10 protein-coding genes are annotated in these 19,350 nt (G+C 72.4%); 3 read left to right on the top strand and 7 right to left on the bottom strand.

The window, feature by feature from the left end; translation table 11 throughout:
- Positions 1-6 precede the first annotated feature (6 nt).
- From GF068_RS08365 to GF068_RS08345, 5 genes are all read right to left on the bottom strand, one after another.
- On the bottom strand, positions 7-1,611 hold the full coding sequence (locus GF068_RS08365; RefSeq protein WP_153818786.1) for an ATP-binding protein: 1,605 nt from the start codon (positions 1,609-1,611) through the stop codon (positions 7-9).
- Positions 1,612-1,714: 103 nt separating this feature from the next.
- Positions 1,715-2,779 (bottom strand): glycosyltransferase family 4 protein, encoded by a 1,065-nt coding sequence (locus tag GF068_RS08360; protein WP_153818785.1) that lies wholly within the window; start codon positions 2,777-2,779, stop codon positions 1,715-1,717.
- Positions 2,772-3,191, bottom strand: coding sequence for a 6-pyruvoyl trahydropterin synthase family protein (locus tag GF068_RS08355; RefSeq protein WP_153818784.1), 420 nt, complete (start codon positions 3,189-3,191; stop codon positions 2,772-2,774). The genes GF068_RS08360 and GF068_RS08355 overlap by 8 nt, the downstream gene beginning before the upstream one ends.
- A gap of 29 nt (positions 3,192-3,220) precedes the next feature.
- Positions 3,221-4,216, bottom strand: a complete 996-nt coding sequence (locus GF068_RS08350; protein WP_153818783.1) for a zinc-binding dehydrogenase — start codon at positions 4,214-4,216, stop codon at positions 3,221-3,223.
- Positions 4,213-4,935 carry a RibD family protein gene (locus tag GF068_RS08345; RefSeq protein ID WP_153818782.1) on the bottom strand — a complete coding sequence of 241 codons (723 nt, stop codon included), beginning with the start codon at positions 4,933-4,935 and terminating at the stop codon, positions 4,213-4,215. Before GF068_RS08345 ends, GF068_RS08350 begins: the two co-directional genes overlap by 4 nt.
- A 99-nt stretch (positions 4,936-5,034) precedes the next feature.
- Here GF068_RS08345 and GF068_RS08340 point away from each other — a divergent pair, with 99 nt between their 5' ends.
- Complete coding sequence (locus tag GF068_RS08340; RefSeq protein ID WP_240806739.1) at positions 5,035-5,634, top strand: YqgE/AlgH family protein; 600 nt, start codon at positions 5,035-5,037, stop codon at positions 5,632-5,634.
- A 12-nt stretch (positions 5,635-5,646) separates the two neighbouring features.
- Here the strand turns inward: GF068_RS08340 and GF068_RS08335 are convergent, their stop codons facing one another.
- The gene (locus GF068_RS08335) at positions 5,647-6,579 is read right to left on the bottom strand and encodes an alpha/beta hydrolase (RefSeq protein WP_338046283.1); all 933 of its coding nucleotides are present in this window, start codon (positions 6,577-6,579) and stop codon (positions 5,647-5,649) included.
- 189 nt (positions 6,580-6,768) lie between these two features.
- Here GF068_RS08335 and GF068_RS08330 point away from each other — a divergent pair, with 189 nt between their 5' ends.
- Complete coding sequence (locus GF068_RS08330) at positions 6,769-17,802, top strand: tetratricopeptide repeat protein (RefSeq protein WP_153818781.1); 11,034 nt, start codon at positions 6,769-6,771, stop codon at positions 17,800-17,802.
- A 323-nt stretch (positions 17,803-18,125) separates the two neighbouring features.
- Positions 18,126-18,464: an HU family DNA-binding protein gene (locus GF068_RS08325; RefSeq protein ID WP_153818780.1), complete on the top strand. Its 339-nt coding sequence runs from the start codon at positions 18,126-18,128 to the stop codon at positions 18,462-18,464.
- Positions 18,465-18,626: 162 nt separating this feature from the next.
- Here the strand turns inward: GF068_RS08325 and GF068_RS08320 are convergent, their stop codons facing one another.
- Positions 18,627-19,244: a hypothetical protein gene (locus tag GF068_RS08320; protein WP_240806738.1), complete on the bottom strand. Its 618-nt coding sequence runs from the start codon at positions 19,242-19,244 to the stop codon at positions 18,627-18,629.
- Positions 19,245-19,350 lie beyond the last annotated feature (106 nt).

Raw genomic sequence — 19,350 nt, 5'->3', positions numbered from 1 at the left:
ATTACCTCAAACCGAGGAAGGTGCGCGATCGCGGGGGGCGATGGCGCGCAGGATCTCCTCGAGGTCGGCCGGCGAGAAGGGTTTTTCCAGGCACCGGTTCGGGGCCTGGGCCAGGAAACTCCGGGCCTCCTGGGTGAAGGCGCCGCCGGTCATGTACACGATCCGCTCGGAAGACTCGGGCATCCGCTCGCAGAGGGAGCTGTGGATGTCGAAGCCGGAGACGCCGGGCATCATCACGTCGCAGAGCACCGCGTCGTACCGTTTGTCCGCGAGCGCCTCGAGGGCGCCTTTCCAGCTCGTCCGGCCGTCGACGTCGTGGCTGCGCTCGAGCTGGCGCACGATGGCCGAGAGGAGCGCGGGCTCGTCGTCGACGACGAGGACCGAGAGGCGCGGCACGGGCGCGCGCCTGGGGACGTCGGAGCGAGAGTCGGCGGCGATGTCGGCGCTCTCGGCGGGCAGGAGCGTGACGCGCACGACCGTGCCTTTGCCGACCTCGCTCTCGATCTCGATGCGGCCGCCGTGGGCGCTGACGATGCTGCGGCAGATCGAGAGGCCGAGGCCGCTGCCGACGCCGACGGGCTTGGTGGTGAAGAAGGGCTCGAAGACGCGGTTCAAGATCTCGGGCGGGATGCCGGGGCCGTTGTCGCGGATCTCGACGAGCGCGCTGCCGGAGACCTTGTGCGTGGCCGTGACGACGCGGATCTCGTTCGTCGCGACCGAGCCCTGCGGCAAGGCCTGCAGGGCGTTGACGAGCAGGTTCAGGAAGACCTGCCCGAGGCGGGCTTCGTTCGCGTGGACGAGCGGGACCTCGCCGTAGCTGCGGACGAGGTGGCCGCGGTGGCGGATCTCGTTGTCGGCGACCTTGATGGAGGCGTCGAGGACGCGGCGCACGTCGACGGGGCGGCGCTCTTCCTGGTTGGCGCTGGAGAAGACGCGGAAGTCGCGCACGATCTGGGCGACGCGTTCGGTGCCGTCGAGGGCCTCGCCGCAGCAGCCGAGCAGCTCGCGCGCGAGGGCCTGCGTGGCCTCGTCGCCGCGCGCGCCCGACGCGCTCGCGAGGTCTTCGAGCTTCTTGGTGACGAGCGCGATGTTGAGCGTGACGTAGGCGAGCGGGTTGTTGATCTCGTGGGCGACGCCGGCGGCGAGCGTGCCCATGGAGTTCATGAGGTTCGCCTGGTAGACGCGCGCCTCGGTCTCGATACGCGTGGTGATGTCGCGGCAGAGGCTGATGACGGCGACGCCGCCCTCGAAGGGCGCGGGCGCGGAGGCGACCTCCACGGTGAGCGCGCTGCCGTCGCGTCGGACGAGCCGATAGGTGTAGAGCGGCGCGTTCTCGTTCGTCGCGAGCATGATGCGCACGCGGCGGTTCTCGCGGGTGACGTCTTCGGCGTGGAGGATGTCGCCGAGGGGGCGGCCGTAGAGCGCCTCGCCGCTCTCGTAGCCGAGGCAGGTCGCGAGCGTGGGGTTCGTGTAGAGGATCTTGCCGCCGCGGTGCACGACGACGAGCTCACTCGTCTTCTCCACGATGAGGCGGAAGAGCCCCCGGACGCCCGCGAGAGCCTCCTCCACGGCGCCTTCGAACCGGGAGGTTTGTGCGTGATCGTCGTGCATGGCGTGCCCTATCCGATCGGAGCCTCGCCACCATTCTAGAACGGAAGGCGACCACGTTTCGGGGATTCGTGAAGGCCGCGGAAGCGCGTGTTGCGCGGGGGAGTCAAGGCCTTGTCGGGAATACCGCGCGACAGAAGGCGTCCTGGGTGTCGGCCCACGTGGGCAGGTCCGCGGCGCGGCGGAGGGCGGCGTGTTGCATGGCGACGCGGCGAGGATCGTCGCGCACGACGGCGACGAGCGCACGTTCGAGGGCGCGAGGATCGCCGGGCGGGACGAGGAGGGCCTCCTCGCCGTGGCGTACGACCTCGGGGATCGCGCCCGCGTCACACGAGACGAGGGCGAGGCCGTGGGAGGCCGCTTCGGCGAGGGCGATGCCGTACCCCTCGTAGCGGCTCGGGAGGACGAGGACGTCGTGTTCGCCGAGCTCGCGCGCGAGGGCGGCGTCGGAGAGCGCGCCCGTCACGCGCACGCGGGCGCCGAAGCGAGACGCGGCAGCGAGCACGCGAGCCGCGTAGAACGCGTCACGATCGGCGGGCCCGACGAGCGTGAGGACGGCGCGCGCGGCGACGGCGGCGAAGGCCTCGAGCAAGGCGAGGGGATCCTTGCGTGACGTGAGGGCGCCGAGGAAAAGCAAGCGGACGGGAGTGTCGCGCGAGCGCGCGGGTGGCGCTACGCGGGCGCCGAGTCGATCGCGGCCGGGGCGCACGACGGTGATGCGATCTCGCGAGATGCCCGCGGCGACGGCCGCGGTCGCGGTGGTCTCGCTCGTGACGACGACACGATCGGAGGCGGCGAGCAGCGCGCGCTCGATGAAGAGGCGGAGCTTCGCGGAGGCGCCCGTCCGCTCGCTGGCGGCGAGGTGGTGGAGCAGGGTGACGAGGCGCGGCCCAGGCGCGCGGCGGAGCGCGGCGGCGACCGCGGCGCGTGGGTGACAGAGCTCGTCGACGATGACGACGTCATGGGCGCGGGGAGATGGAGCGAGGAGGCGGAGCAGGCGAGCGTTCTCGCGCAGCGGTGCGAGTGCAGAACGCGCGTCGAGGTTCACGACGTCGACGTCGACGCCGCGCGCTCTCAGCCCTTCGATGACGAGGCGATCGTAGAGGTAGCCGCCGGTCGGTTGATCGAGCGGACCATCAACGACGAACGCCGCGCGCGCGCCATCAAGCAACCCCGAGCTCCGCGCCGGGCATGGTGGAAGCCGCGCGGATGGGGCCGCGGTACTTGGCCCACGCGTTCGGGGACTCGTCGAGCACGACCGTGAGCATCGTGCCCGCGCGGAGCGGAAGGACGTGCCCGAGCTCGCGGTGGATGTAACGCGCGATCACCTCGGTCGTGGACTTGCCGGGCGTGAAGCACGGGTGATCGTCGAGGTTCCTGTAGTCGAGCTGATCGAGGACGCCGCGTAGCTTCTCGCGCAGCATGCCGATGTCGCAAACGACGCCGTGTTCGTCGAGCTCCTCCTGCTCGACCTCGACGCTGACGACGTAGGTCGCGCCGTGCATGCGCTGCGCAGGTCCGAAGAACTCGCCGTCGAGGCGGTGAGCCACCATGATGTGATCGCGAACGCCGACCGTGTACATGCTCGCGAGGATACCGCACGCGCCGCGGATCAACGCGCAGGATCGAGCACGCGATGCGGCGGATGCCAGGCCTCACCGGCAGCGAGCGCCGCGTACAGGCGGGGCGCATCGGTGAAGGGAACGAGCGGTCCGACGAGAAGATCGAGGCGCTCGTCGCGGAGCAGTTCGTTCACGACGGAGAAGCGGCGTTCGAAGGTGAAACGAGCGCGGGCGCGCGGAGGGATGGCGCCGACCTGGCTCGAGCGGATGGTGACGCGGTTCGGATGAAATCGGCCGCCGAGGGGCAAGGTGACGCCGCGCTCGCCGTACCAGGAGACGACGAGGACACGCGCTTCGTACCCGGCAGCAGCGACGAGCGCGGCGAGCGCGTCGGGGGAGCCGGACGCGTCGATGAGGACGTCGGCCTCGGCGACGATCGAAGGATCGATCGTGGTGAACGCCGCGGCACAGCCGAGCTCGCGGGCGAGGGCGACGCGGCGTTCGTCCGGGTCGATGCACGCGACGCGGCCGCCCGCGAGCGTCGAGAGGCGCGCGACGAGCTGGCCGACGACGCCGAGGCCCACGACGACGACCCGCTCGCCGAGGGCGATCTCGGCGTCCCACACGGCGTTCAGCGCGGTCTCGAGGTTCGCCGCGAGGGTCGCGCGGGGCGCGGGGAGGCCTTCGGGCAGAGGGCGGAGGGAGCGTTCGTTGGAGATGAAACGATCGTGGTGCGGATGGAGCGCGAAGACCACGCGGCCGAGCAGATCCGGCGAGGTGCCGGCGCCGATCGCCTCGACGAGGCCGACGGCCGCGTAGCCGTAACTCGTCGGCAGATCGAAGGAGCCGCGCTGCGTGGGCAGGGCCATCGCGGCGCGGATGTCGGGTGGTACGCGGCCCGTGAGCACGAGCCGCTCGGTGCCGGCGCTGACGCCACAAGCGAGCGCGCGGACGAGGGCCTCGCCGGGGCCGGGATCGGCGAGGGTCTCCTCGCGGAGGGCGGCGACGCCGGGGCGTTCGAACCAGATGGAGCGCGCCGGGATCACGAGGTCACCTTCGCGGGATCGGGGAGGGCGATCGGCAAGGGAGGCGCGCCCTCGCGGGCGAGCTCGAGGAGCACGTCGCCGCCGACGTGCAGCACGCGGCGGAGCTCGAGGCGCAGGGCTTGATCGAGCTTGCGCGTGCCGAGATCACCGACGGCCTCGATGCCCTCGCCGATGACGAGCGGGGCGACCGTGACGACGAGCCTGTCGACGAGGCCTTCGCGGAGGAAGGAGGTGATCACGCCGCGGCCACCCTCGACGAGGAGCTCACGCGCGCCGCGCTCGGCGAGGGCGACGAGCAGCGCGTCGAGGTGGACGCCTTCGCCGCTCGGCGAGACGGGCAGCGCGCAGCGCTCGACGTGGGAAGGGAGCTCGGCGCCGAGCACCTGCCGCGTGACGTGCAGCGTGCGTGTCGTCGTGTCGCGGAAGAGCTGCGCAGCGGGAGGCACGCGGCCGCGGGTGTCGAGCAGGACGCGCAGGGGCTGCTTGCCGGGCACGTGCCGCACCGTGAGCAGAGGATCGTCGGCGAGGGCCGTGCCGGATCCGACGAGGACCGCGTCCGCGGCGGCGCGCAGGGCGTGCGCGAAGCGCGTGGTCTCCTGTCCGCTGATCCACCGCGAGTCGCCGGCCTTCGTGGCGATGCGACCGTCGAGGGATTGCGCGAAGTGCACGGTGACCCAGGGCCGCGCGCGGGGCGGCCTTCGTTCGGTGCGATCGCGCATGGTTCGGCGATCGTAGCGTTCACCGCCTTTCGACGCGAGGCGCGCGGGAGCATGGAGCGGGCGCTCCCGCGGCCACGAATTCGATTAAGATGGGAACGGATGATGAAAGCCCAACGCTCGCTCGCGCCCGGGTTCTTGATCGCGTCGCCTCCGCTCGGAGATCCGAACTTCGATCGGACGGTGGTGCTGCTCGCGGTGCACAACACGGACGGCGCGCTCGGGTTCGTGGTGAACCGCGTCGCCCCGATGTCGCTCGGCGAGGTGCTGAAGCTCGCGGGATACAAGGGCCCCGAGTCGAAGGACGAGGGCCCGGTTTTCCTCGGGGGACCGGTGGCGCCGACGATGGGGTGGATCCTCTGCGTGGATCCGGAGCTCGATCCGGAGCAGGAGGGCGTGCTCGCGGTGGACGGGCGGATCCGGGTCACCTCGCGTCGCCTTGCGTTCGACGAGCTCGTGCACGAGCGCGTCGCGCAGGCGGGCGCGCCGGATCCGAAGCGGCGGATGGTGGTGCTCGGCTACAGCGGCTGGGGGCCCGGGCAGCTCGAGCGAGAAATCGGGGCCGGCGCGTGGCTGCCGACGCCGCTCGACGAAGGCGTGCTCTTCGACGTCGACGTGGACGATCGATGGGAGAAGGCGTACGCGCTGCACGGGCTCACGCCCGCCGTGATGATGTCGATGCACCGCGTGGGCGAAGCGTAACGAGCCCCCGGCTCAGGTTTTCGACGGAGACAAACCCCGGAAGCGGCGGTCGTGCCAGCGGAGCATCTCCAGCGTGCCGACCTCGCGGAGCCAAGGTTGGTCGTGCGGGCCGGGCAAGACGATGGCGTCGTGCGGGACCTTGCGCTTGCCGAGCTCGGCCGAGAGCGCCTCGTTTGCCGCGCGAAACGGATCCGCGGCGCTCGTCTCGACGTGCACGCCGCGCGCGCCGTGGCTCGTGAGGATCGAGGCGATCCGATCGGCGTACCCCGGGGCGCGGTGCGCGCCGATCGCCGTCTGCACGACGCCGATCGCGCCGAAGACGTCGGGGCGGCGCGAGAAGACCTCGAGCGCGACGAAGCCGCCGAGCGAGCAACCATCGAGGGCGGCGCGGGCGACGTCCGCCGCGACGTGCGCCTCGCGCCGCGCGCGCGGCACGACGACCTCGGCGATCCAGCGCGCGTATCCGTCGAGCGCGGCCCTGGGGTTCTTCGCCTTGTTGACGTTGGGCGTGTACGGACAGGCGATGACGAACCCGCGGAACGGAGCGCGCGCGAGCTCGTCGTTGACCACGCGCAGATGCGCGTCGGTGAAGTCCAGCCGCTTCGACGTGCGGGCGACGGGCGGCCGGGCGAGCCGGGCGTACGCCGTCGCGAGGCCGTACCGTTCGAGCCACGCGTAGGCGCCCATGCGCTCGTCGCCGGTCTCGCCGAGGCCGTGGAGAAGAACGAGGAGCGGCGCCGGGGATCGGGTGGCGTCGAGCCCGCGCGGGATCGCGAGGGTCATGCGCCGGCCGAGCGCGCGATCCCCGGGGAGATCGAGGTCGCGCACGTCGAGGTCCGGGCCGCCGGGATCGGGCGTCTTTTCGGCTTCGGCGCGACGCGTCGCGGCGAGTGAACACGCCGCCGCGGAGGCGCTGATCAAGAACGCTCGACGTGTGGTCAGCACGGTGACGCAGCGTAACCCATGCCCCCCGCGTGGGGCCACCCCGGGAGGCGAGGTGGCCGACCGGTCTCCCGGGTTCCCGCTGCATTTCGACATTTTGCCCTCGGACGATTCAGATCAATGCGATCGGTCCGAACGATCCTTGATACGTTCTCGGCCGCGCCGATTTTCCCCGGCGGCTCGGGAAGGGACATGCAGGAATCGAAGACCGGTCGCGCCGTACCGCAGCTGGACACCGTTGCCTCGGCCCTGGAACAGACGCTCGAGAACGAGCCCGCGCTCCTGGATTTGCTCGCTCAGGCCCTCGCGAAGGGCGCGAGCCCCGGCGAGCTCTGGGACATGCTTCATCAGGCCGCGCATCGGGACAACCGCATCGCCGAGCTCGCCGCTGCCTACGACGCCATCTGTCGCGACCGGAAGATTCGTTTGCTGCAGCCGGCCGCGCAGATCGAGCTCTTGCTCTGCGCCTCCGCGTTCCTCGTCGACTACGCGGGCGACGGCGCGACGGCGCAGCCGCACCTCGAGCGCGTCATGCAGCTCTCGCCGGGCAACGTCGACGCGTTCCAGCGCCTCGAGGCCATCCTGCGCGACCGCGAGGACTGGCTGAAGCTCGCCGAGCTCTACACGCAGATGGCGGCGCACCGGCAGGACAAACAGGAGCAGCTCGCGTTCCTCCGCGCCGCCGTCCAGATCCTCGCCGCGCTCCCGGGCGAAGAGGACAAGGCGTTCAAGCTCCACCAGCAGATCCTGCGGCTCGACCCGACCGACGCCGACAGCCGCATCGCGATGACCGAGCGGCTCGTGGCCGCGGGTCGCTTCGCCGACGTGGCCAAGCTCTACGAGCAAGCCATCGCGGCCGATCCGCCGCCCCCCGACGAGGATCTCCTCGCGCTGCGCGAGCAGGCCATCGAGCTCTACTCCGTGAGCCTGCACGAGATCGAGAAGGCGCTGCCGCACGCCGAGGAGGTGCTGAAGAAGAACCCCGACAGCGAGCTCGCGTGGAGCACGTGCGAGCAGCTCCTCACGCACAAGACGCTCGCCGCGCGCGCCGCCGCCGCCATCGAGAGCGTGTTCATGTCGCGCGAGCAGTACGAGGACGCGGCGCGCATGCTCACGATCCAGATCGACAGCGTGCGTGGCCCGCGCAGGCTCGAGGCGCAGAAGCGGCTCGCGTCGCTGCAGTACCACCACCTCGGCGACCTCGGCGCGGCGTTCACGCTCTACGAGGGCATCCTCACGGTCGATCCGAACGACGACGAGGTGCGCGCGCGGTACCGCTCCATCGGCGCCGCGCTCGATCGCAGGCTCGACGTGACGCGCGTGCTCACGCGCGCCTCGGCCGGCGCGAAGGACCCGCTCGTGCGCGCCAAGATCGCCGCCGACCTCGGCGAGCTCTTCCTGGAGACGGGGGATCCGAAGCGGGCGCGCGCGTCGTTCCAGAGCGCCGTGGACGCGGGGCTCGCGGAGGACGCGGGCGTGCGCGCGGCGCGGGCGCTCGCGGAGCTGTGCGAGCAGGCCGGCGACGGGAGCGCGCTCGCGGCGGCGCTCGATCGGCTGAGCGACATCGAGCCGGAGCCCGACGCGCGCGCCGGCGCGGCCGAGCGGCTCGCGCGGCTGCGCGAGGAGACGCTCGGGGACGCCGCGGGCGCGATCGCCGCGTACCGCAAGCTCGTCGGCACGTCGCTCGAGAGCGACGCGTTGCCCGCGCTCGAGCGCCTCTACGAGGCCACGGGCGACGAGGTCTCGCTCGCCGACGTCCTCGAGCGCCGCGCGGCCCTCGAGACGGACCGGGAAGCGGCGCGTGATCTCGCCTTCCGCGCGGCCGATCTCCGCGCGGCGCGTTCGAACGATCTCGGCGCCGTGCTCGACGGCTGGCGTCGGTTTCTCCAGACGTACGGGCCGACGCGCGAGATCCACGCGCGCATCCTGCCCTTGCTCGAGCGCGAGCAGCGATGGGAGGAGCTCGCGCAGACGCTCGACGCCGAGGCGGGGCTCGCGCCTTCCGAGGAGCGCGTCGCCATCCTCGCGAAGCTGGCGCAGGTGCGGCTCGCTCGGCTCGGCGACGGCGCGGGCGCGCTCGACGCGTACCGCCAGGCGCTCGACCTCGATCGCTCCGACAAGACCTGCCGCCAGGCCGTGGAGCGGATGCTCGGCGGCGGTGATCATCGGCTCGGCGCGGCCGACGTCCTCGAGCCGATCTACCGCGAGGAGGGCGCCAACCAGGGGCTCCTCAAGGTCCTCGAGGTGCGCGGGGACGTGGCGAAGGACGCCGTCGACAAACTCGCCGCGCTGCGCGAGGCCACGCAGCTCGCGGAGGGGGAGCTCGGGGACACGAAGCGCGCCATGCAGTTCGCGGGGCTCGGCCTTCGCATCGCCACGAACGACATGGCCGAGGAGGTGCCGGAGTGGCTCTCGACGGTCGAGCGCCTCGCGGGGGACGACGCCGCGCGCCGCGCGGGCATCCTGATCCAGGCCCTCGGCAACCGGAGCGTCGATCACCCGGCGATCGCGGAGCTCGCGAAGGCCACGGGCGAGGCGCTCGCGGTTTACGGTGACTTCGTCGGCGCGCTCTCCGTGCTCCGGAACGCGCTCGCCTTCGAGCCTTCGTCGCCCGACCTCATCGCGCGGATCGACGCCCTCCTGCAGAAACACGGCAACGCGCAGGAGCGGCTCGCGCTCTACAAGGGCGCGCTCGCGGCCACGACGGATCCGGAGCGGCGTCGTGAGATCTTCCACTCCATCGGCACGATCGAGCGTCGAGGGCTGCGGGACCTCGCGGCCGCGGCGGCCACCTATCGGCGCGCGCTCTCGGAGGACGCGACGGATCGAGGCGCCTACGAGGCGCTGCTCGACGTGATGGAGGAAGGTGGGGACGCGGAGGGCCTCTACGCGGCGCTGCTCGGCGGCGTGGAGCGCGCGGCCGACGCGGAGGAGCGCGCGGCGATCACGCTGCGCATGGCGAACCTGTCCGCCTCCCGCGGGTGGATCGATCGGGCGCGTCAGCACTACCGGAGCCTGCTCGACGAGGGCACCACGCTCTCGGAGGAGACGCTCGATCGGATCGCGGATCTCGCGCGGAAGGCGGGCGACAACGACCTCTACCGGGTGCTGCTCGAGCGCCGCATCGCGAGCGCGGACGGCCCGCTCTCCGAGGCGAAGTGGCTCGAGCTCCTCGCCGCGCTGAAGGCCGAGGCCTTGGGCGACACGGCGGCGTCGATCGAGGACTACCGCCGCGCAGGCGACCTCGCGGACAGCGGCGGAGACGGCGCGGTCGCGGAGCGCCTCTTCGAGCGCGTGCTCGCGCTCTCGGCCGACGATCGCGAGGCCGCCGAGCGTCTCGTGGATCTCTACCGCCGCTCCGAGGCCTGGGAGAAGTTGCCCGCGGTCTACGAGGTCCTCTTCCGCACCGCGGCCGATGCGGCCGAGCGCGCGGACAAACTGCTCGCGTTCGAGGACGCGGCCATCCACGCGAGGGCCACGACGCGCTTCGTGGGCGCGGCAGACGCGCTCCTCGCGGACGAGGGCGCGCTCGACGTCGGCGCGCGTGAGGCCCTCCTGGCGGCGCGCGCGCGTGTGCTCGGGGCCGATCCCGAGCGCCAGGAGGAGGCCGCGGCGGCGTACCGCGGCATGATCGAGAGCGCCTCGGATCCGTGGAGCGCGGTCGAGGCCTTCGAAGCGTTCCTCGATCGGAGCCCGCCCACGCAGGCGCGACTCGAGGATCGCCGCTGGGTGCTCGGCTTCCGCCTGCAACGCGCCGAGGGCGATCGTCGCGTCGAGGCGCTGCTCGCGTGGGCGGCGGCCGAGGAGAACGTCTTCAAGGATCCGCGCGCGGCCGAGGGGCTCTATGCCCGCGTGCTCGAACAGGATCCGCAGAACGACGCGGCGCTCGCGGCGCGCAGCCGGCTGCTGCTCGACCTCGGTGACGTCGAGGGCGCAGCGGCCATGCTCGCCGCGCGCCGTGATCTGCGCGAGGGCGCGGAGCGGACGGCGCTCGAGCTCGAGCTCGCGACGCTCCTGCTCGATCGCCTCGGCCGTGTGGACGAGGCGCTCGCCGCGGTGGAGCCGGTGCTCGAAGCCGAGCCGGGCAACGAGGGCGCGCTCGTGCTCCTCGAGCGGGCCCTCTCGCGGCCCGAATCGCGGAGGCGCGCGGCCGAGATGCTGGAGCGCGCTTGCGACGCGACGGACGACGAGGCCATCGCCGCGCGGATCCTCAAGCTTCTCATCGCGACGCCCGCCGACGCGAGCGACGTCCTGGATCTGCGCGCCGGCTGGTTCACGCGGCTGCTCGACAGGCCGGGCGCCGCGCCGGAGCTCGCCCTCGACCTCGCCGTGCGCGCGGTCGAGGAGCTGCCCTACGACGCGGCGCTCTGGGATCGCGCCGAGCAGCTCGGCCGCGACGCCGATCGGCCCGATCTCGTCGCCGAGGCCTACCGCAAGAAGCTCGAGTCCGACACGGTCCGCGAGCTCGATCCCGACACGCTCGACGACCTCGGGCGGCGCTCGGTCGACTACCACGAGGAGTTCTTCTTCGACGATCAGGACGCCGTGATGAGGCTCCTGCGCAGGGTCGTCGACGTCGCGCCCGACGCGCTCTGGGCCTTCGAGCGCCTGAAGCTCGCCTACAACCAGAACGAGCGCTGGGCGGACCTCTTCTCGCTCTACGACCAGGCCATCGAGCGCACCGACGACAAGTTCGCGCGCGTCGAGCTCCTGGAGGACGCAGCCGAGTCGGCGAAGGACCTCGCGGGCGATCCGGATCGCGCCGTGCAGTACCTCGAGCAGCTCCTGCCGCTCAAGCCGCGCGACAAGAAGATCCGCGCCTCGCTCGAGCGCCTCTACGAGCGCCTCGGCCGCCACCGCCCGCTCATCGAGCTGCTCTCGCACGAGCTCGCCGCGCTCGACGTCGAGGCGGCGCAGAAGCTCCGCGCGCGGATCGCGTCGCTCTGGCTCGACGGCGTCGGCGAGCCCGACGCCGCCTTCCGCGTCGTCGAGGAGATGCTCTCCGTCGAACCGTCGCGCGCCGAGGCGCTCGACCTCCTCGAGCGCGTCCTCGCCGCGAGCGACGCGGGCGAGCCGCTCTCCATCCGCCCGAACGCGGAGGCCGAGAACACGGCCCGCCAGCGCGCGGCCGTCGTCCTCGAAGGCCGCTACCGCAGCGAGGAGCGCCACGAGGACCTCGCGCGTGTGCTCGCCGTGCGCCTCGAAGCCGCGGTCGATCCCGCCGCGCGTGGCAAGCTCCTGCGCGAGATCGTCTCCTTGCGCGCCGACGTCCTCGACGACCCGGCGAGCGCGCTGGAGAGCCTCGCCGCGCTCGTCGCGCTCGAACCCGCCGAGCCGGCCCACCGCGCCGAGCTCGAGCGCCTGGCCGCGCGTGTCGACCGTTTCGATCGGCTCGCGGAGGTCCTCGTCACGGTCTCCGAGGGCGCCGAGGGCGCTCTCCGCATCGAGCTCCTCTCCCGCGCCTCGGCCATCTACGTCGAGAAGCTCGGGGATCGGGGTCGCGCGATCGATCTCGGCCGCGCGATCCTCTCGCTCGAACCGGAGCACCCCGAGCTCGTGGTGGGCCCTGCGCGGGACCTCGAGCGCCTCCTCGCCGAGGAGGGCCGCTCCGCGGAGCGCTGCGAGGTCCTCGAGCGGCTCGCGCGCCTCGAGAAGGATCCCGACGCGCGCCGCGCCACGCTTCTCGAGGTCGCGCGGATCGCGTCGAGCGAGCTCGGCGACAAACCGCGCGCCATCGCGGCGTATCGCGCCCGCCTCGCGGACGAGCCGAGCGACCTCGACGCGCTCGGTGGCCTGGCCACCGACCTCGAATCCGAGGCCCGCTTCGGCGAGCTCGCGGAGGTCCTCGAGCGTCGCGCCGAGCTCACCGAGGGCGCGGACGCGCGCAAGGACCTCGTGCGCGTCGCGGCGATCTGCGATCAAGAGCTCAACGACACCGCCCGCGCGATCACCGTGTGGGAGGGCGTGCGCAGCCGCTTCGGCGCCGACGACGAGAGCTGCGACGCGCTGGCTCGGCTGCTCGAGAAGGCGGCTCGCTGGCCCGAGCTCGTCGAGCTGCTTTTGATGAGCGCCATGCAGGCCGACGAGACCGGCAGCGACGTCGCCCGCGCGGCCGAGCTGTATCGTCGCCTCGGCGACGTGCAGCGTGATCGGACCGCCCAGTGGGCCGAGGCCGTCACGAGCTACGAGGCCGCGATCCGCTGCGCCGATCCGGGCGGCCTCGCGCTCTCTGGCCTCGAGACCTTGCTCTCGCTCATCGACCTCGACGACGAAGGTCGCCGGCCGATCCTCGCCGCTGCCGTCCGCGTGCTCACGGCGGCCTATTCGGCCTCGGGCGACTGGCAGCGCACCATCGATCTCCTCGAGCCGCGCCTCGCCGCCGCGACCTCCGCGGCCGAGCGCACGGCGATCCTCGCGGAGACCGCCTCGCTGCACGAGCACCGCCGGAACGACCCTGGTGCGGCGTTCGACGCGGTCTGGCGCGCGTTCGCGGCCGTGAAGACCCCCGAGCTCTCGGCCGAGGTCCTGCGCCTCGCCGCGACCGCCGATCGCTGGTCCGACGTGGCCGACGCGTTCCCGGCGATCGAGGCCGAGGGCGATGTCCCGGCCGACGTCGCGCGGGCCCTGTGGTGGAGCGTCGCGCTCTGGCACCGGGATCGCCGCGGCGACGAGCGTGCCGCCGAGGTCGCCATCGAGCGGGCGCTCACGTACGATCCGACGAACGCCGAGATGCTCGCGGCGCTCGTCGAGCTGCGCCGCCACACGCCTGGCAAGCCCCTCGTCGATGCGCTCTTGCGCCTCAGCGAGGTGTCTGCCGACGCGCTCCCGCTCCACCGTGAGGCGGTCACCGTCGCGAGCGACCACGTGGGCGACGCGAGCCTCGCCAAGAGCATCGCCGAGGCCATGCTCCACAAGGCCGAGGCGCGCTGGATCGGCGAGGGCTCGGATCCGATGAGCGAGGCCGCGACCTTCGCCGCGTGGGCGCTCGACGTCCTCGTGCGTATCTGCCGCGAGGAGGGTGACCTCGCGCGTGTCGTCACGCTTTGCCTCGACGGCGCGAAGCTGCCCTTCGAGCCCTCGCGTCGCCGCTCGCTCCGCCTCGCGGCTGCCGAGATCTCCGACGCGCAGCCGGCGATCGTCATCTACGAGGAGCTCTTCGGCGAGGATCCGACCGACGAGCTCGTGGGCTCTCGCCTCGAGGAGCTCTATCGCAACGAGGGGCGTCGCGCCGAGCTCCTCACCCTGCGCGAGCGGCAGATCTCCGTGGCGGACGACGTGCTCGCGCGTGTCGATCTGCGCGTCGACCTCGCGTTCCTGCTCGTCGAGTCGGGCGACGCGGAGCGCGCGATCGGGTCCTTGCGCAAGAACCTCGAGGAGAGCCCCTCGCACGCGCCCTCCGTCGACAAACTCGCCGAGCTCTTCGAGGCGCGTGGTGACCACGGCGCGCTCGCGGCGCTCTGGGAGGATCAGGCGGCGCGGCGCGAGGCCAACCGCGACACGACGACCGCCGCCGAGCTTTGGCGCAGGGCGGCCATCATCGCCGAGACGCGCGTCGGCGATCTGCCGCGCGCGATCAGCGATTACCGCCGCGCCGCGCGGTACCGCGACATGGCCTCGCTCGACGCGCTCGCTCGCCTCTTCACGGCGCGCGGCGATCACGCGGCCGCCGCGGAGGTCCTCGAGACCATCTGCGCGGACGCGCCGGCCGACGCCTCGCCGCACCCGGTCCTGCGCCTCGCCGAGGCCTACATCGCCTCGGGCGAGCCTGCGCTCGCGCAGCAGCGCCTCGAGGAGGCGCAGGGCCGCGTGGCCGACCCGGCGCCGCTCCGGGCTCGCCTCTCCGTCCTCTACCGCGAGGCGGAGGCGTGGGGCCCGCTCGCCGAGCTCATCGCCATCGAGGCCGAGCACACCGAGAACACCCAGAAGCGCACGGCCCTCCTCCGTGAGGCCGCCGATCTGCACTTCTCCAAGCGGAACAAGCCCGACGCGGCCGTCCCGCTGCTCGAGCAGGCCGTGCAGCTCACGCCCGACGATCGCGCGATCAAGCTCTCGCTTTGCGACGCGCTCAGCGCCGCGGGCCGCGCGGACGAGGCCTCGACCATCCTCCGCCAGATCATCGAGTCGTACGGAAGCCGGCGGCCCAAGGACCGCGCGATCGTGCATTACTACCTGGCGCGGGTCTTCCTCGCGACCGGGGATCGCAAGGCTGCGCTCGCCGAGCTCGACGTCGCGCTCAAGATCGACCCGACGCACCCCGAGATCCTGCTCGCGCTCGCGCGGTTGTCGTTCGACGAGGGCCAGTACGATCGGGCGCAACGCACGTACCGCTCGCTCCTCATGATGGTGCGGCGCCTGCGCGACGAGCAGGGCAGCCCCGCCGTCACGCGGACCGAGGTGCTCATCGCGCTCGCGGAGATCGCCGATCGCCAGGGCGACGCCGATCGCTCCGCCGAGCACGTGGAGTCGGCGTTCGAGGCCTCGCGCGAGAGCCCGGACGAGGCCGACAGGCTCGTGCGTGCGCTCCGCGGCCGTCAGAACCACGTGCTCCTCGCTCGCGCGCTCGAGCTCCGGCTCGAGGGCGCAGGCGCGGACGCTGCGGCCTCTGCGCCCCTGCTCGCCGAGCTCGCCTCGCTCTACGAGCAGCACCTCGGTCGCGCCGAGGACGCGCTCTCCCTGTACCTCCGCGCCCTCTCCGTGCGCCCGACCTCGGCCGACGCGCATCGCGCGGCGCTCGGGCTCGCTCGCCGCCTCGGCGTGGTGGATCGTTACCTCGACGCCCTGCGCAAGCTCATCGCCGCGGCGACGGTCGAGCCTCCGCTCGTCGATCTGCTCCTCCACCTCGGTCGTGCGCTCTCGGGCGAGGGCGGCGACGCGGCCCAGGCGGACGAGGCGTTCCGGCGCGCCGAGGTGCTCTTGCTCGAGCGGCCTGGGGATCGCCGGATCCACGAGGTCTGGCGCGCGCTCGAGGCCTCCTGCGAGCAGCGCGGCGATCGCGAGGGGCAGATCGCCATCCTCGAGAAGCGGATCGCCGCTGCGAGCGAGAGCGCTCCGCCTGCCGAGCTGGCCGATGGCCTCTACCGTCTCGCCGAGCTCGCCTTGCGCGAGCCGGGGGGCGCGGCGCGTGGCGTGCCCGCGCTCGAGCGTGCTCTCTCGCTCGACGCGTCGCCCGATCGTGCCGAGGCGATCTGCCGGCTCGGCCTCCAGCGTGACGAGAACGCGCCCCTGATCGCCCCGCTCTTCGAGCGGTTCGCGCGCCAGCACGAGCGGCCCCGCGCCCTCGTCGACGCGCTCGTCCTGCTCGCGCCCGAGCGCGGGGTCGACCTCTATCGCGAGGCCGTCACCGTCGCCGAGGGCCTCGACGACGCGGCGCTCGTCGAGTCGGTCCTGCGGCGCGCGCTCGCCCGCGAGGAGGGCGTCTCCGACATGTCGGACGACCTGTGGGCGCTCGTCGCGCTCGCCAAGGTGCGCGCTGCGGCCGAGGACTGGGCCGAGGCGCGCGCCCTCGAAGAGCGCGCGGCCCGCGTCGCCGACCCCAGCGACGAGCGTGGGCACCTGCTCACGGCGGCCTCGATCGCTCGCGACAAACTCGGCGATCTGGCCGGCGCGGCGAAGCTCTACGCCGAGCTCTTCGAGCGTGAGCCTGCCGATCGTGACCTCTGGGGGCCGCTCGCCGATCTCTACCGGAGCCTCGGCGAGGACGAGGCCCTCGGGCGCCTCATCGAGCAGGTCGTCCCGCTGCTCGAGACCGTCGAGGATCGCTCGCGCATGCGCCTCGAACGCGCGCGCCTCGCGCAGAAGCGTGAAGGCGGCGCCGACGAGGCGATCACGACCCTCCACGAGCTCCTCGACGACGATCCGGCGAACGAGGAGGCGGCCAGGGTGCTCTCCGGCCTGCTCTCGGCCGCGGGCCGCGTCGACGATCTCGCCTCGCTCCTCGAGCGTCGTATCGACCTCGCCAAGGACCGCGAGGACACGGCTTCCGTCGCGTCGCTCTCCATGCAGCTCGGCGCGCTGCTCGAGCAGCAGGGCGAGGCGGGCCGTGCCCGGGACGCGTACCAGGGCATCCTCGATTGGGACGCAAACAACCTCGACGCGCTGCGCGCCATCGTACGCCTCTGCGAGAAGGCCGAGGATCCCTCGGAGCTCGGGGATGCGCTCGAGAAGCTCCTCGGCGCCGAGAAGGGCGAGGCTGCGGAGGCGACCGCGCAACGGCTCTCCGCGCTGCGCGCCGAGCAGGGCGACGAGGACGGCGTGGATCGCGCGCTCGAGGCGGGGTACCGCGCGTTCCCGACGAGCGCCGTCCTCGGCGCCACGCTCAGGCAGCGCTTCGAGGCCCGCGAGGATTTCCGCAAGCTCGCGGAGGTCTACCAGATCGAGGCCGAGGGTCGGACCGGCAAGGAAGAGCGCGTCGGCTGCCTCCGCAAGGCTGCCGCGATCCTCCGCGACAAGGAGCAGGATCTCCCGGGCGCCATCGAGGTCCTCAAGCGCGCGCTCGACATCGACCCGCTCGATCGCGCCCTCGTCGCCGAGCTCGTTGGGGCTCAAAGTGAAATGGGCGATCACCAGCTCGCGGCGGCGTCGATCGCCTCGGCGGCGGCGAACGTCGAGGGCCCGGCGGCGGTCGAGCTCCTGCTCCACGCGGCGCGCGTGCTCCTCGCGTCGCCCGAGGGCGCGACGGCTGCGGTCGAGCTCGTCGAGGACGCTCGTCGTCGGGCGCCGGAGGCGTGGGATCCCGTCATCGTGCTGGCCGAGGCGTATGTCGCGGCGGGTCGCGTCGACGAGGCGCGCCCGCTCGCCACGAATGCCGTCGCTGCGTACGAGGGTCGTCGGTCGAGGACGCTCGCGGCGGCGCATCGCGCCCTCGCGCACGTCGAGCGCGCGTCGGGCAACGACGACGTGGCTTTCGAGCAGCTCTCGAAGGCGTTCGACAATGACGCGGGCAGCGCCGACATCGCGCTCGAGCTCGGCCAGCTCGCGGTGGATCGGGGCGACGGCGACGTCGCTTCGCGTGTCCTCCGGACGGTCACGATGATGAAGATCACGGCGCCGGGCTCGACCGAGGGCACGACGTCGCGTGGCCGCGCGCTCGCGTATTTCCACCTCGGGAGGCTCGCGGCTGCGCAAGGTGATAGCGGCAAGGCGCGCCTCCTCGTCGAGAAGGCGCTCGCGGAAGATGCAAGCCTCGACGCCGCGCGCGACCTCGCGGACGAGCTCGCGAGCGCCTGATCCGGCTCATTTCCCGCCCTTCTGGAACGGCGCGCCGCGTGTCCTCGCGGCGCGCTCCCTCCTCCTCCTTATGAGAAGCAGCCACGCCGAACGCCCGTTGCGGCCTGTTTTCAGGCTGTTTCCGGCCCTTTTCGTGCGCCGTCATCTCGGCTGCTCGCCCTGGGGCGGGCCCGTTCTCGGCCTGGTAGAGCGACTCTCCGCGCCGAAATCGCTATTTCCCCCCGAAGATTTCGCTTTTTTCGCGACGCACGCCGTGTATGGTTCACCCGAGCCGAGCGCGCGGCGAGGGGTCGCGCGCGACGCGGAGCTCGGAGGAATTTGCAATGGCGACCAAGAAGAGTGCTGGGGGCGGGGCGAAGAAGTCGTTGAGCAAGAGCGCTCTGATCCAGGCGATCACGGAGGCTGCTGGGGACGAGATCTCCCGCAAGCAGGTCAAGAGTGTGCTCGAGTCTCTGGTCACGGTCGGGCACCGTGAGCTGAAGAAGTCGGGCGTCTTCACGCTGCCGGGCTTTGCGAAGTTCCGGGTGGTGAAGCGGCCGGCGACGAAGGCCCGCCAGGGGATCAACCCCTTCACCAAGCAGCCGATGACCTTCCCGGCGAAGCCCGCCAGCAAGTCGGTGCGTGCGCGCCCGATCAAGGCGATCAAGGACGCTCTCGCCTGATCAACCGCTGCTCCCGTCGCGGCAGCAGCGCGCGACGAACGGCCCTCGCGATTTTGCGTGGGCCGTTCGTTTTTTGTGGGCTCACGAATCTTTGAGTCCCAACCATTCCCCGCTCCCGGCGCAGCCCTCGTAATCTGCGAGAGCCGCGCCGCCGCGGGACGCTCACTTCTTCTTCTTGTAGACCTGCACCGCCACGGGCCCCGAGCCCGTCTTCGCGGTCGCGTTGACCTTCACCATCGCCGGCACCGGCCACGGCCACTGGTAGCAGCTCGTCTTCTGGCCGATCGACGCCGACGAACCCGCCTCCTGATCCACCGCGAGCGTCGGGTTCGCCGCGAGCGCGCCGAGCTGCGGCGGCAGCGCCGTCGCCATGTCGAGCGTCAGCGCCAGGTTGAGCTCCGTCACGCCGCCCGCGCCTTGCCCGATCACCGTGTAACAGAAGCCCGGCTCCAGCATCATCGTGGGCGTCGAGGCCGTCTGCCCCTCGGGCACCACCATGCAGAGCTGCCCGCCCTCGGCCTTCATGCCTGGCGCCTCCACCTTCTCGCGCCCTTGCACCATCGTCGTCAGCGCAAGCGACTGCACCGAGTCGCACGCCGTCACTTGCGGCGGGGGCGGCGGGGGCGGGGGCGGGGGCGGGGGCGGCGGCGGCATCATGCCGGCGTCCGGACCCGGCTGCGGCGGCGTCTCGGGCTCGCTGCCGCAGCCCGTCGACATCACCATCACCATCATCGAAACGGCCGCCGCAGCGGCCCCCATGCACACCATCGAACGCGTCATCGGACCCTCCTCGAAGCTCGAGGGGCGCAGAGGTGCGCCGCGCGAGACAGGCTCGCGCTCATACACCCGAACCCTACGCGGGGCCACCTACCGATGAGGGCGCCTG

This window comes from Polyangium spumosum (assembly GCF_009649845.1).
GTDB classification, from domain to species: Bacteria; Myxococcota_A; Polyangia; order Polyangiales; family Polyangiaceae; genus Polyangium; species Polyangium spumosum.
The sequence above is the reverse complement of the archived record's forward strand: the minus strand, read 5'-3'. Positions and strand labels throughout refer to the sequence as shown.